The following is an 18,494-nucleotide window of genomic DNA, read 5'->3' on the forward strand; positions in this document are numbered from 1 at the left end:
ACGCATGGAAACACGCGCCAATTACACCATCATCGGCCTTTTCACCCTCGCCATCGTCGCGGGAGCGTTCGCCTTCGTGTGGTGGTTCACCGGATCGAGCAATCGCGGCCCGCGCGTCTCCTATGACGTCATTTTCGACGGTACGGTGGGCGGCCTGCAGCGTGGCTCGGCCGTTACCTTCAACGGCATACCGGTCGGCGAAGTGACGGGATTGCGGCTCGATGCCGCCGATCCGCGCCGGGTGATCGCCACCATCGCGGTGCCGCCGGGCACGCCGGTGAAGGCCGACACCCGCGCCGAGCTCAATGTGACGGTGCTGACCGGCCTCGGCTCGGTCGGCCTCGTCGGCGGCAGTCCCAATGCGCCGCCGCTGCCGGCGCCGCCTGACGGCCAGTTGCAGACGCTGCGGGCCGACGCCTCGGGCGTTCAGGACCTGATGCAGGGTGCCAAGGAGGTGATGGGCCGGGTCGACGCCATTGCCCGCCGGGTCGACAATCTGCTCGCCGACAACGAGACCAAGATCAATTCGGTCATCACCAATTTCGATAAATTCTCCCAGGCGCTCGGCAATAATTCCGACAACATCAACGGCTTCCTGTCCGACATCGGCGGTGCTGCCAAGCGGATCGACACGCTGGCGCAGACACTCGACAAGATCGCCACCGCCATCGACCCGAACAAGGTCGGCGACACCATCGACAATGTGCAGAAATTCACCAAGCAGCTTGGCGATTCGAGCGACAAGATCCGCTCCTTCATCGACGATGCCAGTGCGATTGCGTCGACCTTCCGCGGCTTCTCCGCCCAGCTCGAGACCACCTTCAACCGGGTCGACCAGATCACCCAGGCCATCGACCCCAACAAGATCGGCAAGGCGGTCGGCAATTTCGAGACCTTCTCGCAGACGCTGGCCAATCGCGCGCCCGATACCGATTCGCTGCTGAAGAACGCCTCCGAGTTGTCCGCCAAGCTCAACGGCATGGCCAACAAGCTCGACACCATCCTCGACAACGTCAATTCAATGACGACCAGCGAGGAAGGCAAGGGCATGTTCGCGCAAGTGTCCAGCGCGGCCGAGGAAGTGCGCAAGCTCGCCGCCAATCTCGACGTGCGCACCGCCGAGCTCTCCAAGAACCTCAACCAGTTCGCCGGGCCGGGTTTGCGTCAATATGAGGCGCTGGCCTCGGACGGACGGCGCACGCTGGCCGAAATCGAGCGGGTTTTCCGCAATCTTGAGCGCAATCCCCGTCAGTTCATCTTTGGCGGCTCATCCGTTCCCAGCTACAGTGGGCGGTAAGCGATGGGGTGGCGCTTGACGTCTATCTGGGGCAGGGAGCTTAACGCGTGACCGGGTTTGAGCGTTTCGGGCGGACGGCGCGCATTGCGGCCGTCATTACGCTCCAGTTGTCGCTCGCGTCCGCGCTGGGCGGTTGCGCTGCCTTGCTGGGCGGCGGCAGCAAGGCGGTGCCGACCTTCGACCTCACCGCGCCGAGCAATTTCACCGCGCCGCGCACCGGCACCGGCCAGCTTCTGGTCGGTGCGCCGACCGCGCTCGCCGTGCTCGATACCGAGAAGATCCTGGTCGAGCCGGCGCCGGGCCAGATCACCTATCTGTCCGACGCGCAATGGAGCGACCGGCTGCCGGCGCTGTTCCAGGCTCGGCTGATCGAATCCTTCGAAAACGGCAATCGCGCCCGCTCGGTATCACGCCCCGGCAGCGGCGTGACCGCCGACTATGCGCTGCTGACCGACCTGCGCTCCTTCGGCATCCAGGCCTACCAGGGCAATGAGGCGGTGGTCGAGGTCTCCGCCAAGATCGTGAACGACCGCACCGGCCGCATCGCCGCGGCGCAGGTGTTCAAGGCGCGCGTCGCGGCCGAGGGCACGGCCGGGGCGCAGGCCACCAGGGCGCTCGACCAGGCCTCTGACCAGGTGTTCGTCGAAATGGTGAAGTGGGCCTCCGCCCGGTTCTGATGGTCTTCGACGCCGCTGAACGCCCGCTCGCGCGGACGTGAAATGCCGTAACGGCAATGCACGCTAGCCTGCGCGGCGAGACGCTCGCCTCGTCAGGAGTTCGCGCCATGTCCGGCAATCCCGCTCCCCGCCCCATGATCCACCGCGCCGGTCCGCTGCTCGCCGCGGGTTTCCTTGCTTTGGCCGGCACCGGCGCCGCATTCGCCCATCATGGCTGGGGCAGCTACGACGCGAACACCGTCGTCACGCTCGAAGGGCCGATCCTCCAGGCCGCCTACGAGTTCCCGCACGGCCACGTCATCATGGAAGGGCGCGGCAAGCGCTGGGACGTGGTGCTGGCCCCGCCTTCGCGGATGAACTCCCGCGGCCTGCCGCGCGAGGAACTAACCGTCGGCAAGGTGGCGAAGGTCGAGGGCTATCCGAGCAAGGTGACGCCGACCGAGATGCGCGCCGAGCGCATCACCATCGACGGCAAGACCATCGAATTGCGCTGAGCGGTCGGAAGGGGCGGGGCGGGGCGATGGAGCACGGCGTCGGGCCGGAATGGGCGTTCGCGCTCCAGCAATCGTGGCTTGGCGCCCTCATCCGGGATTCGCTCTGGATCTATCCGGTGGCGAACCTCGTGCATCTGCTCGGCCTGGTCATGCTGGTCGGCCCGATCGCGGCGCTGGATCTGCGCATCCTGGGCGTCGGCCGGCACAACATCACGGTGCCGGCGGCGTCGCACTTCCTTACGCCATTCGCCGTCTGCGGCATCCTCTTGCTGCTGCCGAGCGGTGCCATGCTGTTCGCGGCGGACGCGGCCTCGCTGGCAGGCAGCGGGCTGATGCAGATCAAGATCGCGCTGGTGGTGCTGGCGCTGGCGAACGCCGTGCTGTTCCGGCTGCTCTGGAGCCGGCAACTCGGGAGTTGGGATGCGATGCCGCCGGTGCTCGGGCGGCTGCAGGCGGCGGCCTCGATCGGGCTGTGGCTCAGCGTGGGCTATTGCGGGCGGATGATCGCCTATCTCTGATCGGCTCGCCGTCATTCCTCATAGGCGATGTAGCGGATGATCTTCCAAGTCCCGTCCGACTGGCGGCGGAACACGTCCATGCCGGGCTCCTCGGAGGTGGCCTCGGCGGCGCCTTCCCGCGTGACCTTGAGGATCCACACCAGCCGCACCACGGCGAGGTCGCGGGCGACCAGCACCTCCTTGATGTCCAGCGCATAGCGGAAGCGGCGTGCCGGATCAGTCAGCGAGCGCTTGAGCAGCGTGCAGATGTCCTGATAGCCGCGCTCCATAAAGCCGCGATAATCGTAACGCAACTCGGGCGCGAACAGGTCGCAGATGCGTTCCGGACGGCGCGCGTTGAAGTCCTCGGTCCAGGTCTTGAGCGCGGTGCGGATCTGCTGCTCGGCATCAGGGGTTGCGGCGGCAGGCGTCGCCGCGGCGAGAGCCGCGATCAGAGCGAGGGCAGGGCGCACGGACACGGCTAAGGGCTCCTCTCGGTACGTCCATGAACCTATCGGAACGGCACCAATGAAAAAGGGCCCTGTCGGGGGCCCTTTCACATTGTCCAGCCCGGCGCCGCTCAGTCGAAGCGGCCGGCGGCGTGGGCGAGCAGGGTGTAGACCTTGCCGGTATCCGACGTCAGGTAGGTCTTGGTCAGCACCTGGCCACGATCGTCGCGTGCCACCTGGTCGAGCAGGCGCTCGAACTCGGCGATGTAGCGGTCGACCGTCTCGTGGAACTCCGGATCGCGGCGGTATTTGCGGCGGATTTCCTCGAAGGTCTGCTGGCCCTGCATGGTGTAGAGCCGGCGGGTGAAGACGTTGCGCTCGCCGCGCTTGTAGCGCTCCCACAGCTCCACCGCGGCCTCATGATCAATCATGCGGGCGATGTCGACCGAGAGCGAGTCGAGCGACTCGATGGTGTGGTGCACCGGACGCTCCGGCTGGCCGGCCAGCGGATCCTCGGTGCGCGCCGCCGGGCGTGCCGGGGCGGGTTGCTCGACGGGGGCGGCAGGCGCCGTCTCCGCGCTGTCGCCCGACGCCCGGGCCAGCAGTTCGGAGAGCCAGCCGCCGCGGGTATCGGCCAGCGGCGGGGCGGCGGTGCGCGGAGCCGCAGCTGCCGATGCGGCGGGCGGGGTTGCCGCGGCCGGGGCAGGGGTGGGAGCAGGCGTCGGCGGAGCCGCCGGACGCGGAGCCGGCTGTGCGGGCGCGGCCTGCGTGGGAGCGGGCTGCGCGGCGACTGGCGCCGGGGCGGCGGGCTCGGGACGCGGGGCCGGTGCCGCAGCAGGCTCGCTGCGGCTGTAGCTGCTGAAGCGCGCCGGGGCGACCGGACCGCTCTCCGCGACAGCGGCCGAGGTGGCGCCGAGACGGTTGCGCGGTGCCGGCTCGGCGATGTCGAGCGCGCGACCCTGGCGGGCCACGATCTCGTTGAGCTCGGCGAGCGCCTTGATCTGCTCGGCGACGGCGCGACGCATGGTGGCGGCGCTGGCTTCCGTCTCGGTCGGCAGTTCGAGCACGCCGCGCTTCAGTTCCTGGCGCGTCGTCTCCAGCACGCGCTGGACGTCGGCGGCCGAGTCCTTCAGCTCCTTTGCGGCTTCGCCGAAGCCCTGGGTCGCCTTGCCCATCAGCGCGCTGACCTCGCCGACCGTCTTCTCATAGGCGGCACGCAGCGCGGCGGCGGTGCGCTCGCGCTCCTCCTCCGAAGTCTTGCGCACCTGGTCCTGCTGATTGGCGATGGCTTCGGTGGAGCGGGCGGTGGAGTCGGCGACCACGCGCGAAATTTCGTGCGCGCGGCCCTCGGCGCTCTGCAGGGCGTCCTGCAGCAGCGAGGCGAAATGCGCGAGCCGGGTGTCCAGTTCCTCGGCCTTGGCGGCGAGGGCGTCGGACAGTCCGGTGATCGACTCGCGGCGGTCGACCAGCGTCGAGTCGATGCGCAGATGCGTGTCGTTGAGCGCGCCGGCAACGCCGGAGATCACCCCGGCCTGCTCGGTGAAGCGCTGGGTGAGCCCGGCGACTTCCTCCAGCACCCCGGTCGAGACGCCGCGCAGATCCTTGATCTGGTCTTCGAGGCGGTCGGAGGTGAGGCGGGTGGCGTCCTCGACATGGGCAACGGTGTTGCGGAACACGTCGAGCCGCTCGGAGATGGCGCCCTCGATGCTGGCGAGATTGGCGGCGGCGCCTGCCAGCACCTGCTGGAGCAGCCCGTTCATCTCGCCGAGACGATCGAGCACGCCATTGACGTCGCCCTTGACGGCGTCGTTGGTGGCCGCGATCCCGGCGATGGCGTTGCGGCCGCTCTCCGAGATGGCCTCGATCAGGCCGGAACCGCGATTCTCCAGCGCGCCGAGCAGGTCGTCGCCGACGCGGCTGAACTCGGTCGCGGTGGTGCCCGCGGTCAGGCGCAGGGTGTCGACCAGCGCGCCGGCCCGGGCCTCGATGGCACCGAGCAGTTCGTCGCTGGCGCGGGTGATGTCGCCCGTCGCCTGGCCGGCGGTCTGCTGCACCGCGCCGACGAGGCTGACCGCGCGGCCATCGAGGCCGGAGAGCAGTTCCTCGCCGATGCGGGCGATCTCGCCACCAGTCTCGCCGGCGGTCAGGCGCATCGCCTCGATGAGGGCGCCAGCGCGCCCGTCAATGCCGGCGACCAGCTCTTCGCCGATGCGGGCGAGTTCGCCGGAGGCTTCCCCGGCGGTGTCGCGCACCACGCTGACGAGGTTGCTGGTGCGGGTGTCGAGGCCGGCGGCGAACTCTTCGCTGAGCCGCGCAAGCTCGCCGGTAGCGCCGCCCGTGCTCTGCTGCACGGCGCTGACGAGGTTGCCGGCGCGGTTGTCGAACTCGGCGATGAAGGCCTCGCCAATGCGGGCGATCTCGCCCGTCGTGTTGCCGGTGGTCTCCTGCATGACGGCGAGCAGATTGCCGGTACGGGTATCGAGGCTGCTGACGAATTCCTCGCTGAGACGGGCGATCTCGCCGGAGGCGCCACCCGTGCTCTGCTGGATGGCGGCGACGATGTTGCCGGTGCGGCTGTCGAGGTCGGCGACGAAAGCCTCGCTGAGGCGGGCGATCTCGCCGGAAGCGCCGCCGGTGCTCTGCTGGATCGCGGCGACGATGTTGCCGGCGCGGTTGTCGAGGTCGGCGACGAAAGCCTCGCTGAGGCGGGCGATCTCGCCCGAGGCGCCGCCGGTGCTCTGCTGGATCGCGGTGACGATGTTGCCGGCGCGGTCGTCAAGGCTGGCGACGAAGGCTTCGCTGAGGCGCGCCAGCTCGCCGATGGTGCCGCCGGTGGTCTGCTGCACGGCGGCCACCAGGCTGCCGGTGCGGCCATCGAGGCTGCTCACCAGCTCCTCGCCGATGCGGGCGATCTCGCCGGCGACCGAGCCGGTGGCCTGCTGCACGGCGGACACCAGCCCGCTGGTGCGGCTCTCCAGATTGGTAAGCAGGTCGTCGCTGAAGCGGGCGACCTCGCCGGCGGCGTCGCCGGTGGAGCGCTGGAGCGCCGCGACGAGTTCGCCGGTGCGGTTCTCCATATTGCCGAGCAGGGTCTCGCCGAGGCGGGCCAACTCGCCGTTGGTTTCAGTCGAGGTGCGCTGGAAGGTCTCCAGCACGCCGGAACTGCGGCTCTCGATGGAATCGAGCAAGGTCTCGCCGAGGCGGGCGAGCTCGGCATTGGTTTCGGTCGAGGTGCGCTGGAAGGTTTGCAGCACGCCGGCACTGCGGCTGTCGATGGTATCGAGCAGAGTTTCGCCGATGCGGGCGAGCTCGCTGTTGGTCTCGCCGGAGGTGCGCTGGAAGGCCTCCAGCACGCCGGCGCTGCGGCTCTCGATGGTATCGAGCAGGGTCTCGCCGACGCGGGTGAGCTCGCTGTTGGTCTCGCCGGAGGTGCGCTGGAAGGCCTCGAGAACGCCGGCGCTGCGGCTCTCGATGGTATCGAGCAGGGTCTCGCCGACGCGGGTGAGCTCGCTATTGGTCGCGTTAGAGGTGCGCTGGAAGCTCTCCAGCACGCCGGCGGCGCGGCTCTCGATGGTCTCGATCATCGCACCGCTGGCGCGCAGCATCTCGTCGGCGCGGCCGGCGGTCGCCGCCTCGAAGGCAGTGACGACGCCGTTGGAGCGGGTCTCCAGCGTGTGCAGCAAGGTGTCGCTGGCACGCAGGATATCGTCGACGGCGCCGCCGCGGGTGTGCTCCAGGGCCTGGAGCAGGCCGGCGCGGTGATTGTCGATCGCGGCGAGCACTTCGCCACTGGCGCGGGTGATCTCGCTGGCAATGCCGACGCTGCGGTCATTGAGCGCGCCGAGGAAGCCATTGCCGCTGTCGTCGACCAGGCGCGCCAGTTCGGCGGTGCGGGCGTCGAACAGGGTGGCGACTTCGCCGGCGCGATCGAGCAGATGGCGGCTGACATTGTCGGCCAGCAGATTGAGCGTGCGCTCCATCGCGCCGGTCTCGTCGCGCAGTTGCCCGCTGACCGACTCGATGCGGTGGGCGAGCGAGTCGGCGAGGCCGGCGCCGCGCACCTCGATCGAGGTGGCGACGGTTTCCAGGCGGCCGACCACCAGCTCCTCGAAGCGGCTGACGCGCGCATCGAGCGTGCCGGCGACTTCCAGCGCGCGGTTGCCGAGGGTGCGGTCGGCGAAGTCGAGCCGCTCTGTCAGCGCATCGGTCACCACCTTGGTGCGGTCGACGAAGAAGCCGTCGAGGGTGCGCAGCGAACCGTCCATGGTTTCGCTGGCGAGCTTGGTGCCGTCGGTCACGGTGCGGGCGAACTCGACGGTGCGGTTGGCCAGCGTCTCGTTGAGGCTGTGCACGCGGCGGTCGAGCGCGGCCTCGATATTGGCGAGGCGCTCGTCGAGCGCGTTGCTGACGCTGAGGACGCGGGTGTCGAGCACGTTCTCGACGATGCCGAGCCGCTGGTCGAGCGCGATCGCGACTTCCGAGGTCTTGCTGGAGACGCGTTCGTCGAAGCCGGCGAGATTGACCTCCATGCTCCGGGTGACGGCATCGACCCGCTGGGTGATCTGGTTGACCAGGCCGCCGCCGTGGGTCTTCACGGTCTCGTCGAAGCTGCGCAGCCCATCCGTGATCTGGCGGCCGAGCACGCCGGAATCATTGCCGATGCGGTTGGCGAGCTCGCCGCCGCGCACCGAGATGGTCTCCTCGAACGCCTTGAGGCGGGCGTTCAGCATCTCCTTCATCGCCTCGCCCTTGGCGCCGATGGTGGAGGAGAGCATTTCCGCGGTTTCGCGGAACTGGTCGGTGACCTTGCCGCCGCGGGTGCCGATCGCCTGCGCCACATTGGCGCCGATCTGCTCCATGCGCTCGGTCATCATGTCGCTCTTCGACGACAGGTCGATCGCCCACCGCTCTGCCGCGCTTTCCAGCGACTGGGTCACGCCCGCGCCGGCGTCGGAGAGCTGGTCGGTAACGCGCTGGCCGGTCTCGGCCAGCAGGCGCTCCAGTTCGACGCCGCGCACCGCGACGGTGTCGTAGATGCGGTTGCCGGTGTCGGCGATGCGGTCGGCGAGGTCGCCGCCACGTACCGTGATGGTCTCGGCGACGCGGGTGCCGGTCTCCTCGAGCTTGCGCACGACGTCGCCGCCGCGCAGCGACAGGTCGAGCACCAGAGCTTCGCCGGTGCTCTTGAGGGTATGGTTGACCTCGTTGGCACGCACCGCGATCTCGTCGGCGAGGCGGGTGCCGGTGTCGACCAGGGCGTTGGTGATCTCGTCCGAGCGCGAGGTCAGCGTCTCGGTCAGCGTCAGCGTGGTCGCGGTGAGCTTGGCGCCCATCTCGTCGGTGCGGCTGGTGACGACGTCGGACAGCTCGGTCGCGGTACGCAGCAGATGCGAGCCGATCTCGTCGGTACGCGCCGCCAGCGTCTCGGCGAGGTCGGAGGTGACACCCGAAAGCCGACGGCTGATGTCGTCGGTCTTCGAGGTCAGGGTGGTGATGAGGTGCTCGCTGGCGCCGGTGAGGTTCTCGTTCACCTCGGTGCCGGTGACGTGCAGGCGGTCGATCAGGTCGCCGCCCTTGTCGGTGAGCGCATCGATGATGGTGTCGCCCACGCGGCCGAGCGCCAGAGTGATGTGCTCGCCCTTGTCCGCCAGCGTATGGGTGACGCGGTCGGCGGCCTCCATCACGCTCGCATTGATGCGCTCGCTGACGCCTTCGACCTCGTGGGAGAAGGAGACGTGGGCGCCGGCGATGGAATCGCGGATGCGGTCGGCATGCGAGAGGATGGTCTCGCGCTCGGACACCAGCTCCTCGATGAGGCTGCGCACGCGCATCTCGTTTTCGTCATAGGCGCGCTCGAGCACGGCGACTTCGCTGCGCACCATGGCTTCGAGTTCGCCGGCGCGGGCAATGGTGCGCTCGACGCCGTCGCCCATGGCGGCGACCTCGCGACGGATGGCTTCGCCGACGGTGACGACGGAATCCATCGCCACTGCATCGGGCTCGGCGAGGCGGACGGCGACCTGCGCCATGGAATGCGCGACGATGCGCATTTCCTGGGTGCGGCTGACCATGCCGGCGAGCACGAAGAAGAAGATCGGCGGCACGATCAGGCCGGCGATGATGGTGAGGAGCGCCGGCGAGGAGAGCATTTCGCTGGCGCCGAGCTCGGCCACCCGCAGATGCGCGGCGGCCAGCAGGCCGCCAATGATCAGCCAGCCGATCGAGGCGCCGGCGGCAACCACGTACGGCATGGGCGAGGGGCGGCGCTGCAGCGCGGCGAGCAACTGGCCGATGCTCTGGCGATCGTCATTGGCAGCACGGCGCGCGGGCGGCGCGGCTTCGGCGTGGCGCGGATGCGGGGCAGGGCGGGTGCGCTCGGGAGCGCGTTCCTGCGGACGCTCGACCGGCGGGGCATGCTCGTTGCGCTCGGCAGCGCGGTCGAACGGCACGAAATCGGACGCCGGCGCCGGACGGGCGATGGCGGGAAAAACTTCACGTTCCAAGGGGCGCTCCACGGGACGTTCCACGTGCCGCTCGCGTTCGATCGGGCGCTCGCGTTCGCTCTGGCGGTCCACCGGGCGCTCCATGCTGCGGGCGAGCGGCTCGTCCTCGGAAGTTTCTTCGGGCGGGGCGAAATCGTCATCGTCGAATTGCGGGCGTGCGCGCATCTCGATGCGCGGCCCTTTCGGCTCCTGTGCCGGCGGCAGGTCGAACTCGTCGTCGACAGCCTCCCCCGCGGCTTCTGCTTCTTTCTTAGCGTCCAGACTGAGGGCCTCCTGAATGGCCGAAAGTGCGGCCTCGGTAGGATCTTGCTGAACTTTCTTCGTGCTCTTCGACATCGGACGTCGCCTCCGGTCCGTACGCTACTCCCCACCGGCTTCCGCCGTCGGGCCGGGGAATTTAACAGTCCAGCACGTCTCTTCGCGGGTCGCTAGGGTGCCATTCCCGATTCGAGACGCTATCCTCCGCAAAGTTAAAGAGACATGCCGGTCCACCGCATTCCTATATTACGCGCGTGCAGTTTCAAAATGGAACGGGGGTTTCGTAAACCTCTTTCGATATCGTTAACGAGCTGTTCACCATGTCTCGAAAGGAAATCAGCGCTCCCACCGTCGCCCAGCGACGCTGGCTGGAGCGTGGCCTGAAGCAACCCGGCGGTAAGCTGCCACTGTTCGATGAGCAGGGCCGCGAGGTGCCGCGGCGTACTGTGGAATCCTGTCTCGCCGCCGGCTGGGCGGAGCCGTGGATCGCCAATCCGATCAAGCCGGACTGGCTGGTCTGCCGCCTCACCACGGCCGGTCGGGCAGCCGTAGGCGTTGCGAAGTAACGGTGGCAAGCGTGCTCAAGATTCCGTTTGTTCGGAAATGAACACCCCTTTCATCCTCATTCCGGGACAAGCTTGGGGATCTAGGGTCTGCCAGGCGGGATCGGTCAGTCGCCTTTGAGGTGCTGTGCTTCCGCGTCCGGCGTGAGCGCGGCGCCGGCACCGGCGCTTTCGAGAAAACCCTCGACCAACTCGGCCGCCGATCCGGAGGCGGGAGCGGTTTCGACGGTAGCGGCGACCAGCAATTCGGTCCGCCAGCCGCGACCATGGTCGCAGCCGACGCCGCGCAGCGCTTCGCTTTCGCTCGTCAAGGTAAAGCTGCGGCAAAGACCATCCTTGATCAGGTAGGTGCCGCTCAGCACAAGCTGCGCCGGGCCGATACCGAGCGGGGCGCCGCTCGGCTGCCTGCCCAGCGCCGTCGCTACTGCCGGCGAACCGGCCACCCCGGTAAGTGTCTCCGGCGCCGAAAGCCGGCCGACCCAATAGCTCCCGAGCCCGAGGACAAGTGCCAGCGCGGCGGCGAGCGGTAGCGCGGCACGGCTGCGCCATGCCGGCCGGCGTGCCGGCAAGATCGCGGCGAGCAGGCGTTCGGGCGGCGGCGCATCGAGCAAGGTTGCGAAGGCATCGCGGGTCGCAGTGCGCGAGCGGCGGTACCCGTCGATGCGCCGGGCAATCCCCGGCTCGGCGGCGGCGTGCTCCACCGCAGCCGCGATCTCCGGCGGCAGTTCGCCATCCACATAGGCCATCAGCATTTCGTCGGTGATCTCGTCGCGGGTGATTTTGGCCTCGCCGCTCATCTGCGTGCTCCCATGCCGGCCGCGCGCGGCTCCGGCGCGCCCTCCAGGGCCGTCGCGACCGCTGTCCGCGCCCGGGCGAGGCGGCTCATGACGGTGCCCACGGGGATATCGAGCGTGCTCGCGGCGTCGCGGTAGCTCATCTCCTCGACGCAGACCAGCATCAGCACCGAGCGCTGTTCTTCCGGCAGAGCGGCGATGGCGGCCTGCGTCGCCTGCAAGGTGAGCCGGGCTTCCACCGTGGTGCGGCCGTCCTGGCCCGGCAGGTCCGGCCACTCCTCGATCGGCGCCTCGGGGCGGCGTGCGCGGAACGCGTCGATCCAGAGATTGCGCAGGATGCGGCACATCCAGCTGTCGAAATTGGTGCCTGGCTGCCAGCTGGCGCTGGCGGCCAACGCCCGCTCGCAGGCGCCCTGCACCAGGTCGTCGGCAGCCTCGCGCGAGCGGGTCAGTGACCAGGCGAAGGCCCGGAGCTTCGGCAGCGCGCGGATCAGCAGCGGTCTTATGTCGACGCTCAAGACAGGTCCCCGGTCTCGTTCGGCGACATAACGTAAGGTAAGGATGCTTATTCCGCTCGCGTGGAATTTTTTCAGTCGCGTCACGTTTGGTGTGTCATGAACCTTTCCCGGGCTGTCGTCGTCTTGCTGCTCGCCGCGCTTCTGGGGGCGTTCCCGCTCGCGCCGGTCGGGGAGGGGTTCGCGATCTCGCAAGCGCTTGCCGATGATGATGACGATGACTGGGGCGATGATGACGATGACGATGATCGCCCGCGTCCGCGCCGCGTGGCCCCGCCTCCATCGCCGCGTCAGGCGCGGCCTCCTGCTCCGCGTCCGCTGCCGGAATTCGTCGTCGCTGTGCCGGCGGGCGCCGATCTCGACCGCATCGCGGCGCTCGGTTTCCGGGTGATTGCCCGCGAGCGGCTGGCGCTGACCGGCCGGGAGACCGCCCGGCTGCGCCCGCTGCGGCGGCTGAGCCTGGCGCAGGCGCGTCGCCTCATTGCCGGGGCGGTGCCGCAGGCGGCGCTCGATCTCAATACGCGCTACCGCCCCAGCGATTTCCCCTGCGCTCCCGATGACTGCCCTGCTCACGCCGCGGTCGGCTGGCCGCCGCCGGCCGCGGGCTGTCGGCTGGCGCCGCGCATCGGCCTGGTCGATACCGGGATCGATCTGGACGCACCTGCGCTGCGCAGCGCGCGCATCACCGAGCTCTCGACCCGCAGCAAGGGACGGGCCGCGGCGGGAAATGCGCATGGCACGGCGGTGGCGGCGCTGCTCGCTGGCGCCGCGGACGGGCCGGCCCCCGGTCTCATGCCGCGGGCGGAGATCATTGCAGTCGATGCCTTCCACCGTGCCGGAGGCGAAGAGATCGCCGACGCCTATGATGTCGCACGCGCGCTCGACCGCCTTGCTGGGCACGACGTCGACATCGTCAATCTGAGCCTGGCCGGCCCGGAAAATGCGGTACTTGAGGAAGCGATCACCGCCATGGCGGCGCGCGGCGTGGTGCTGGTGGCAGCCGCCGGCAATGAAGGCCCGCGTGCGCCACCGCAATTTCCGGCCGCCTATCGCGATGTCGTCGCGGTGACGGCGGCGGATGTGCAGGGGCGCGCCTATCGCCAGGCGACGGGTGGACCGCACATCGCCTTCGCCGCGCCGGGCGTGAAGCTGTGGACCGCCTCGGGCAAAGCGGGCCGGCTGCGCTCCGGCACCTCCTATGCCGTGCCGTTCGTGACCGCGGCGCTGGCGACGCAGCGCCTCGACGCGCCGGAGGTGCCGACCGCTGATCTGGTGGCGCGGTTGGCCAGGAGCGCGCGCGATCTCGGCGAGGCCGGGCGCGACCCGGTGTTCGGCTGGGGCATGGTGAAGATGCCGGCGTGCGGGCCGTGACAATCAGGCGGCCTCAGTCGTCGCCGTCATCATCGCCGTGCCGGCGAAAGCGCCAGCCGCGATAGCGGCCGCGATCGTCATCGTCGTCATCATGGCCGCGGTAATAATTGCGCGGCGTGACCTGGTAATGGTGCCACTCGACGTGGCGCTGACGTATCCAGCGGCGCCGGCCGTCATCATCATCATCGTCGTCGTCGACCAGCAGAAGCGGTGCGGTCAGCGCAATCGGTGTGCCCGCGTGCGCCGGGCCGGCCAGTAAGCCAAGGCCCAGCAGCGCGCCCGCCATGGGGATGACCAGGATTTTCATGGGATGCTCTCCGTTCTCGCGGAGGCTCGAGGCGGCGCGCCTCCCGGCCTCACGCTCGCAGAACGAGGATGTGCGGCGGTTTATTCCGTGGCGCGGCACATTTCCCACGTGCTGGCATTCCGGCGACACGGAGGCTATCTAAGGCTTCTCCTTAAAATCCTTCGAGACCGCAGAAGCCCTCCCCATGCCGAAAATTACCTATATCGACGCCGCCGGCACCTCGCGCACGGTGGAGGCCCAGATCGGCGCGACCGTGATGGAGACGGCCATCCGCAACGGCGTGCCGGGCATCGACGCCGAATGCGGCGGCGCCTGCGCCTGCGCCACCTGCCATGTCTATGTCGACGCGGCATGGCGGGAGGCGACCGGCGAGCCGGCGCCGATGGAGGAGGACATGCTCGACTTCGCCTCCGACGTGCAGCCGAACTCGCGCCTGTCGTGCCAGATCAAGGTGACGCCGGCGCTGGACGGCCTTGTGGTGCGCACGCCGGACCATCAGGGGTAGGGTGTCCCGCGCGGGCATCCTGCGGGGCTCTTCACGTTGGTAGGAAAGCACAGAGATGACCGATCCCCGTATGAGAATTCCCAGCGACGATCATCCCATCACGATCGTCCGCAATGGTTCGCGCGTGATCGTCCGGCTGGCGGACCAGATCATCGCCGACACCACCGATGCCCTGACCCTGCGCGAGGCGAAATATGCGCCGGTCCACTACATTCCGCGGGCGGATGTGGCCATGTCGTTGCTGGAGCCGAGCCCAACCACCAGCTATTGCCCCTATAAGGGCGATGCGACCTACTATTCGGTCGGACGTGGGCCGCGCGATGTCGCCTGGTGCTATGAAGTGCCGTACCCGGCGGTCGCCGAGATCGCCGGACGCCTGGCCTTCTATTCCGACCGCGTCGACGCCATCGAAGAATTGGCGCAAGAGCCGAAGTGATCGGGCGGCCGGCACCTCAGCGCCTATCCATCGCGAGCGTTGATCGGACCGATACGAAGACTCGGCTTGTCGCTGTGTCCTGACGGTTGCAAGGTCAATCCGGCAGCTGACGAGAGGACCGCCGCCATGCTCTACACGCCTTCCGCCTTTCGCGAGGACGATGTCGCGGCGATGCATGCGCACATCGAGGCGACCGGCCTTGCCTGCCTGGTGACGGTCGGCGCCGCCGGGCCGCTGGTCAGCCATGTGCCGCTGCGACTTGACCGGGACGCCGGGCCGTTCGGCACGCTGAGCGGACATCTCGCCCGCGCCAATCCGCAGCTCGAGGCCAGCGATCTTTCGCAATCGGCACTGGCGGTGTTCCTGCTTGCCGACGCTTATGTCTCGCCGTCCTGGTACGCCTCCAAGGCCGAGCATGGCCGCGTCGTGCCGACCTGGAACTACAGCGTCGTGCACGCCCGTGGCCGCCTCGAACTGTTCGACGACCGCGAGGCGCTGATGGCGCAGGTCGCCGCACTCACGGATCGCCACGAGGCGCGCTTCGACGCGCCCTGGCAGGCGAACGATGCGCCGGCGGATTATCTGGAGCGCCAGTTGCGCGCCATTGTCGGCCTGCGGCTGCGGATCGAGGCGCTGGAAGGCAAGGCCAAGCTGAGCCAGAACCAGAAGCCGGCGGACTATGCCGGGGTGGTCGCCGGGCTCGGCGCCTCCGCGAGCGAGACCGATCGCACGGTGGCCGCGATGATGGCGGCGAAGCGCGAGGACTGAGAAAGGCGCTCAGCCCTCGGTGTCCTTCGTGTCCTTGCTCGTGATCAGGCCGGAGGCGACATCCCGGATCGCCGGGGCGGGCAGCGCGGCGAAGGGGAGCGGGCGCGTCACCTCGATCGCCGCTAGGCCGAGCCGGGCGGTCAGCAGGCCGTTCACCACGCCTTCGCCGAGCTTGGCCGAAAGCTTCGCCGCGATGCCGTGGCCGACCACCTGCTGGACCAGCGAATCCCCCGCGGCCATGCCTCCGGTGACGGCAAGATGGGCAATGACCTGGCGGAACAGGCGGAACATGCCGAGCGCGCCGGGCCGCCCGCCATAGAGCACGGCGAGCCGCCGCACCAGGGCGATCGCCGTGACCAGCACGAAGATGAGATCGACCGCCGCGCGCGGGCTCACCGCGGTGACGATGGAGACGCGTTTCGCCGCCGCGGAGACCAAAGCGGTCGCCTCGGCATCGAGCGGGGCCATCAGGTGCCGCTCGGTCAGCCGCACCAGATCGGCGCCGTCGATGATGGCGCCGAGATGGGAGTTGAGCTCGGTGCGGGCGCGAAACAGCCGGGGCGAGGATTTGGCGATGGTGAGCAACTCCCGCGTCACGCCCTCCGCCAGCTTGCGATCGTCCTTCGCCAGCGCCTCCATGGCCTGCAGGCGCAGCTTGTTGAGCGTGCGCAGCCGCATCAGCCCAAACACTTCGCGCCCGAGAATGACCAGCGTGGCCAAGGCGAGTGCGGCGGCGAAGGCGAGCGCCAGCCAGCCGAGCCAGTCGGAACGGGCGAACATGTCGTCGATCAGCCGCCACACCGCGAGGCTGACGCCCATCGAGACCAGGCCGCCGAGCCCGGTCCAGAACAGCGTGCCCCAGCGCGACGTCTCGGGCGGGGCAGGCGGCAACGGCACCTCGCTGGGCGCGTCGGGCAGCACCAGCGAGGGCGTCACCACGATGGCGCCGCGCGGCGCGCTCTGGCCTTCCTCTGCGAGCACGACATCCGGATCATCGAGCCGGAAGGCTTGCGGGCGGCGAGGGGATTTGGGCGCTGAAGGATCTTGCATGGCTACCTCAGCCGGTCGCCGAGCAGGAACTGCAAGGCGCGATCGAGCCGGATATGGGGAAACGGCAGCGGAACGCCATCGGCATTGCGCTCCACCACCGGTGGCCGGAAGCGCAGGAAGCGGAAGTCGCCGCCCGTGGCGTCCGACAGGCCCTTGAAGCCCATGGAGGGGTCGAACAGCGCGGATGGATTTTCGGGCAGGTCGCCGGGGAAGACGGCAGCCTCCGCCAGCCCGTCAAATGCGTCGGCACCGTGCTGGCCGGCTTCCGGCACGCCGATGATGGCGGGAAGCTGCGCCCGCCCGCGCTTCACGCTGGCCTCGCGGGTGGCGCGCACCGCGGCGAGCGCGACGACGTCGATCTGCGCACCGGCGCTCTGCGCGCGGTCCAGTGCGCGCTCGACGAGACGGCGCAGGATCGCCTCCAGCGGGTCGTGGCTGGTGTGGTGGAGATGGTCGGCCTTGGTGGCGGCAAACAGCACGCGGTCGATGCTGTGGCGGAACAGGCTGGTCAGCCAGCTATTCCGCCCGGTGCGGAAGGCGGCGAGGATGCCGTCGAGTGCAGCCTCCAGATCGGCGAGCGCGGCCGGGCCGGCATTCAGCGCGGCAAGCACGTCGATCAGCACGATCTGCCGGTCGAGCCGGGCGAAATGATCGCGGAAGAAGGGGCGGACCACGCGCTCCTTATAGGCCTCGTAGCGGCGCTCCATCATCGCCTGCAGCGAGCCGGCGGGCGCCTCCATGTCGGCCTGCACGTCGATCGGCGCGAAGGTCAGCGCCGGCGAGCCTTCGAGGTCGCCAGGCATCAGGAAGCGGCCGGGCGGCAGCAGGCTCATCGAGACCGCCTCGGCACGGCAGGCGGCGAGATAGTCGGTGAACAGGCTGGCGAGGCGGCGGGCCTCGGTCTCGTCGGCCGGGGCGGTGCCATCGGTGGCGTGCAGCGCGGCGAGGAAAGGTTCGGCCAGGGCATGCCGCGCTGGAGCGCGAGCGAGCTGCAGGCTGGTGGTGGCGAACTCGGCGTAGCTTTGGTTGAGCAATGGCAGGTCGAGCAGCCATTCGCCGGGATAATCGACGATGTCGAGGGTGAGGGTGCGGTTGCCGCCGCGCGCCGGGGCGTAATCGATGGCGAGCCGCAACTCGCTGATGCGGCGGGTGGATTCCGGCCAGCGGCGCTCGCCCGCCAGCGTCTCCAGATGCGCCTCATAGGCAAAGCGCGGCACCGCGTCGTCGGGCTGCGGCTCCAGCACCGCGCGGGCGATGCGCCCCTCATGCATCGCCTCGAACACCGGCAGCCGCCCGCCGCGCATCAGCGCATGGATCAAGGCGGTGGTGAACACCGTCTTGCCGGCGCGCGAAAGGCCGGTGATGCCGAGCCGCAGCGTCGGCGAGGCGAGGTCTTCCGCCCGGTCGAGCAGGGTCAGCGCGGCAAGCCGCGCCTCCTCGACCAACCCCTCATACCAGGACGGCATCAGGCGTCTTCCTCACCGCCCAGCGATTTCGGGGTGATGAAGCGCTCCAGCGTGCCGAGGCGCGGGGTGATGTCGCCCCAGTCGTCGACCGGCAGATCGATCACCGAGAGGCCGGCGGTGGGGTATTTGCCCGGCAGCTCGCTCCGCTGGTTGCGGCTGACCAGCATCGTCATCAGGTCGGCGAGGCCGGGATTGTGGCCGACCAGCATGAGGCTCTTTACCGCTTTCTCCTGGTCCTTCACCACGCGCAGCAGCCGCTCGACATGGGCTTCATAGATGGCCGGCTCGAACTCCATGCGTGGCGCGCGCGGCCAATCGGCCGTGGCGAAATGCCAGGTCTGTTCAGTGCGCCTTGCGGGGGAGACGAGAGCGAGGTCGGGAACGAGGCCATGGCGGGCGATATAGGCACCCATCAGCGGGGCTGCCAGCCGGCCGCGTTCGGCAAGCGGGCGCTCGTTGTCGGGCACGCCTTGCGGCCAGGCGGACTTGGCGTGGCGGAACAAGATCAGACGACGCATGTGATTTCTTCGATTCCCGATTTCTT

At 69.0% G+C, this 18,494-nt stretch carries 17 protein-coding genes; 9 read left to right on the plus strand and 8 right to left on the minus strand.

The features are described from left to right. Positions 1-4: 4 nt before the first annotated feature. The 4 genes from G3545_RS00550 to G3545_RS00565 all read left to right on the plus strand — a co-directional run bounded on the left by G3545_RS00550 (position 5) and on the right by G3545_RS00565 (position 2,986). Positions 5-1,297, plus strand: coding sequence for an MlaD family protein (locus G3545_RS00550; RefSeq protein WP_170008990.1), 1,293 nt, complete (start codon positions 5-7; stop codon positions 1,295-1,297). A 47-nt stretch (positions 1,298-1,344) separates the two neighbouring features. Beyond that, complete coding sequence (locus G3545_RS00555; RefSeq protein WP_170008991.1) at positions 1,345-1,974, plus strand: ABC-type transport auxiliary lipoprotein family protein; 630 nt, start codon at positions 1,345-1,347, stop codon at positions 1,972-1,974. A 107-nt stretch (positions 1,975-2,081) separates the two neighbouring features. After that, positions 2,082-2,468, plus strand: a complete 387-nt coding sequence (locus tag G3545_RS00560; protein WP_246702635.1) for a DUF6152 family protein — start codon at positions 2,082-2,084, stop codon at positions 2,466-2,468. Positions 2,469-2,494: 26 nt separating this feature from the next. Further along, positions 2,495-2,986 carry a hypothetical protein gene (locus G3545_RS00565; protein WP_206151365.1) on the plus strand — a complete coding sequence of 164 codons (492 nt, stop codon included), beginning with the start codon at positions 2,495-2,497 and terminating at the stop codon, positions 2,984-2,986. A gap of 11 nt (positions 2,987-2,997) precedes the next feature. On the opposite strand, the gene G3545_RS00570 is transcribed toward G3545_RS00565, so the two are convergent. Together G3545_RS00570 and G3545_RS00575 are read right to left on the minus strand one after the other, a co-directional pair. Next, a complete protein-coding gene (locus G3545_RS00570) occupies positions 2,998-3,444 on the minus strand; it encodes a nuclear transport factor 2 family protein (protein WP_170008992.1) in 447 nt (148 codons plus the stop codon). A 101-nt stretch (positions 3,445-3,545) separates the two neighbouring features. Next, complete coding sequence (locus G3545_RS00575) at positions 3,546-10,253, minus strand: hypothetical protein (RefSeq protein WP_170008993.1); 6,708 nt, start codon at positions 10,251-10,253, stop codon at positions 3,546-3,548. Positions 10,254-10,495: 242 nt separating this feature from the next. Here G3545_RS00575 and G3545_RS00580 point away from each other — a divergent pair, with 242 nt between their 5' ends. Further along, positions 10,496-10,741: a hypothetical protein gene (locus G3545_RS00580; protein WP_170008994.1), complete on the plus strand. Its 246-nt coding sequence runs from the start codon at positions 10,496-10,498 to the stop codon at positions 10,739-10,741. Between the two features lie 104 nt (positions 10,742-10,845). Here G3545_RS00580 and G3545_RS00585 read toward each other — a convergent pair whose 3' ends face one another. Further along, on the minus strand, positions 10,846-11,535 hold the full coding sequence (locus tag G3545_RS00585) for a hypothetical protein (protein ID WP_170008995.1): 690 nt from the start codon (positions 11,533-11,535) through the stop codon (positions 10,846-10,848). Next, complete coding sequence (locus G3545_RS29540; protein ID WP_170008996.1) at positions 11,532-12,050, minus strand: RNA polymerase sigma factor; 519 nt, start codon at positions 12,048-12,050, stop codon at positions 11,532-11,534. The genes G3545_RS00585 and G3545_RS29540 overlap by 4 nt, the downstream gene beginning before the upstream one ends. Before the next feature lie 96 nt (positions 12,051-12,146). On the opposite strand from G3545_RS29540, the gene G3545_RS29545 reads away from it, so the two are divergent. Then, positions 12,147-13,418, plus strand: coding sequence for a S8 family serine peptidase (locus tag G3545_RS29545; protein ID WP_170008997.1), 1,272 nt, complete (start codon positions 12,147-12,149; stop codon positions 13,416-13,418). A gap of 13 nt (positions 13,419-13,431) precedes the next feature. Here the strand turns inward: G3545_RS29545 and G3545_RS00600 are convergent, their stop codons facing one another. Continuing rightward, the gene (locus tag G3545_RS00600) at positions 13,432-13,725 is read right to left on the minus strand and encodes a hypothetical protein (protein WP_170008998.1); all 294 of its coding nucleotides are present in this window, start codon (positions 13,723-13,725) and stop codon (positions 13,432-13,434) included. A 184-nt stretch (positions 13,726-13,909) separates the two neighbouring features. Between G3545_RS00600 and G3545_RS00605 the strand changes: the two genes are divergently transcribed. The 3 genes from G3545_RS00605 to G3545_RS00615 all read left to right on the plus strand — a co-directional run bounded on the left by G3545_RS00605 (position 13,910) and on the right by G3545_RS00615 (position 15,434). Further along, positions 13,910-14,230 carry a 2Fe-2S iron-sulfur cluster-binding protein gene (locus G3545_RS00605; RefSeq protein WP_170008999.1) on the plus strand — a complete coding sequence of 107 codons (321 nt, stop codon included), beginning with the start codon at positions 13,910-13,912 and terminating at the stop codon, positions 14,228-14,230. A 55-nt stretch (positions 14,231-14,285) separates the two neighbouring features. Further along, a complete protein-coding gene (locus tag G3545_RS00610) occupies positions 14,286-14,666 on the plus strand; it encodes a DUF427 domain-containing protein (RefSeq protein ID WP_170009000.1) in 381 nt (126 codons plus the stop codon). Positions 14,667-14,792: 126 nt separating this feature from the next. Further along, the gene (locus tag G3545_RS00615; RefSeq protein WP_170009001.1) at positions 14,793-15,434 is read left to right on the plus strand and encodes an FMN-binding negative transcriptional regulator; all 642 of its coding nucleotides are present in this window, start codon (positions 14,793-14,795) and stop codon (positions 15,432-15,434) included. A gap of 9 nt (positions 15,435-15,443) precedes the next feature. Here G3545_RS00615 and G3545_RS00620 read toward each other — a convergent pair whose 3' ends face one another. Genes G3545_RS00620 through G3545_RS00630 form a run of 3 tightly spaced genes read right to left on the minus strand, consistent with a single transcriptional unit; the run spans position 15,444 to position 18,468 of the window. Next, on the minus strand, positions 15,444-16,484 hold the full coding sequence (locus G3545_RS00620) for a TIGR01620 family protein (protein ID WP_170009002.1): 1,041 nt from the start codon (positions 16,482-16,484) through the stop codon (positions 15,444-15,446). 2 nt (positions 16,485-16,486) lie between these two features. Continuing rightward, a complete protein-coding gene (locus G3545_RS00625; RefSeq protein ID WP_170009003.1) occupies positions 16,487-17,950 on the minus strand; it encodes a YcjX family protein in 1,464 nt (487 codons plus the stop codon). Continuing rightward, positions 17,950-18,468 (minus strand): histidine phosphatase family protein, encoded by a 519-nt coding sequence (locus G3545_RS00630; protein ID WP_170009004.1) that lies wholly within the window; start codon positions 18,466-18,468, stop codon positions 17,950-17,952. The genes G3545_RS00625 and G3545_RS00630 overlap by 1 nt, the downstream gene beginning before the upstream one ends. Between the last annotated feature and the right edge of the window lie 26 nt (positions 18,469-18,494).

Origin of the sequence: Starkeya sp. ORNL1 (assembly GCF_012971745.1) — a bacterium.
Taxonomy (GTDB): domain Bacteria; phylum Pseudomonadota; class Alphaproteobacteria; order Rhizobiales; family Xanthobacteraceae; genus Ancylobacter.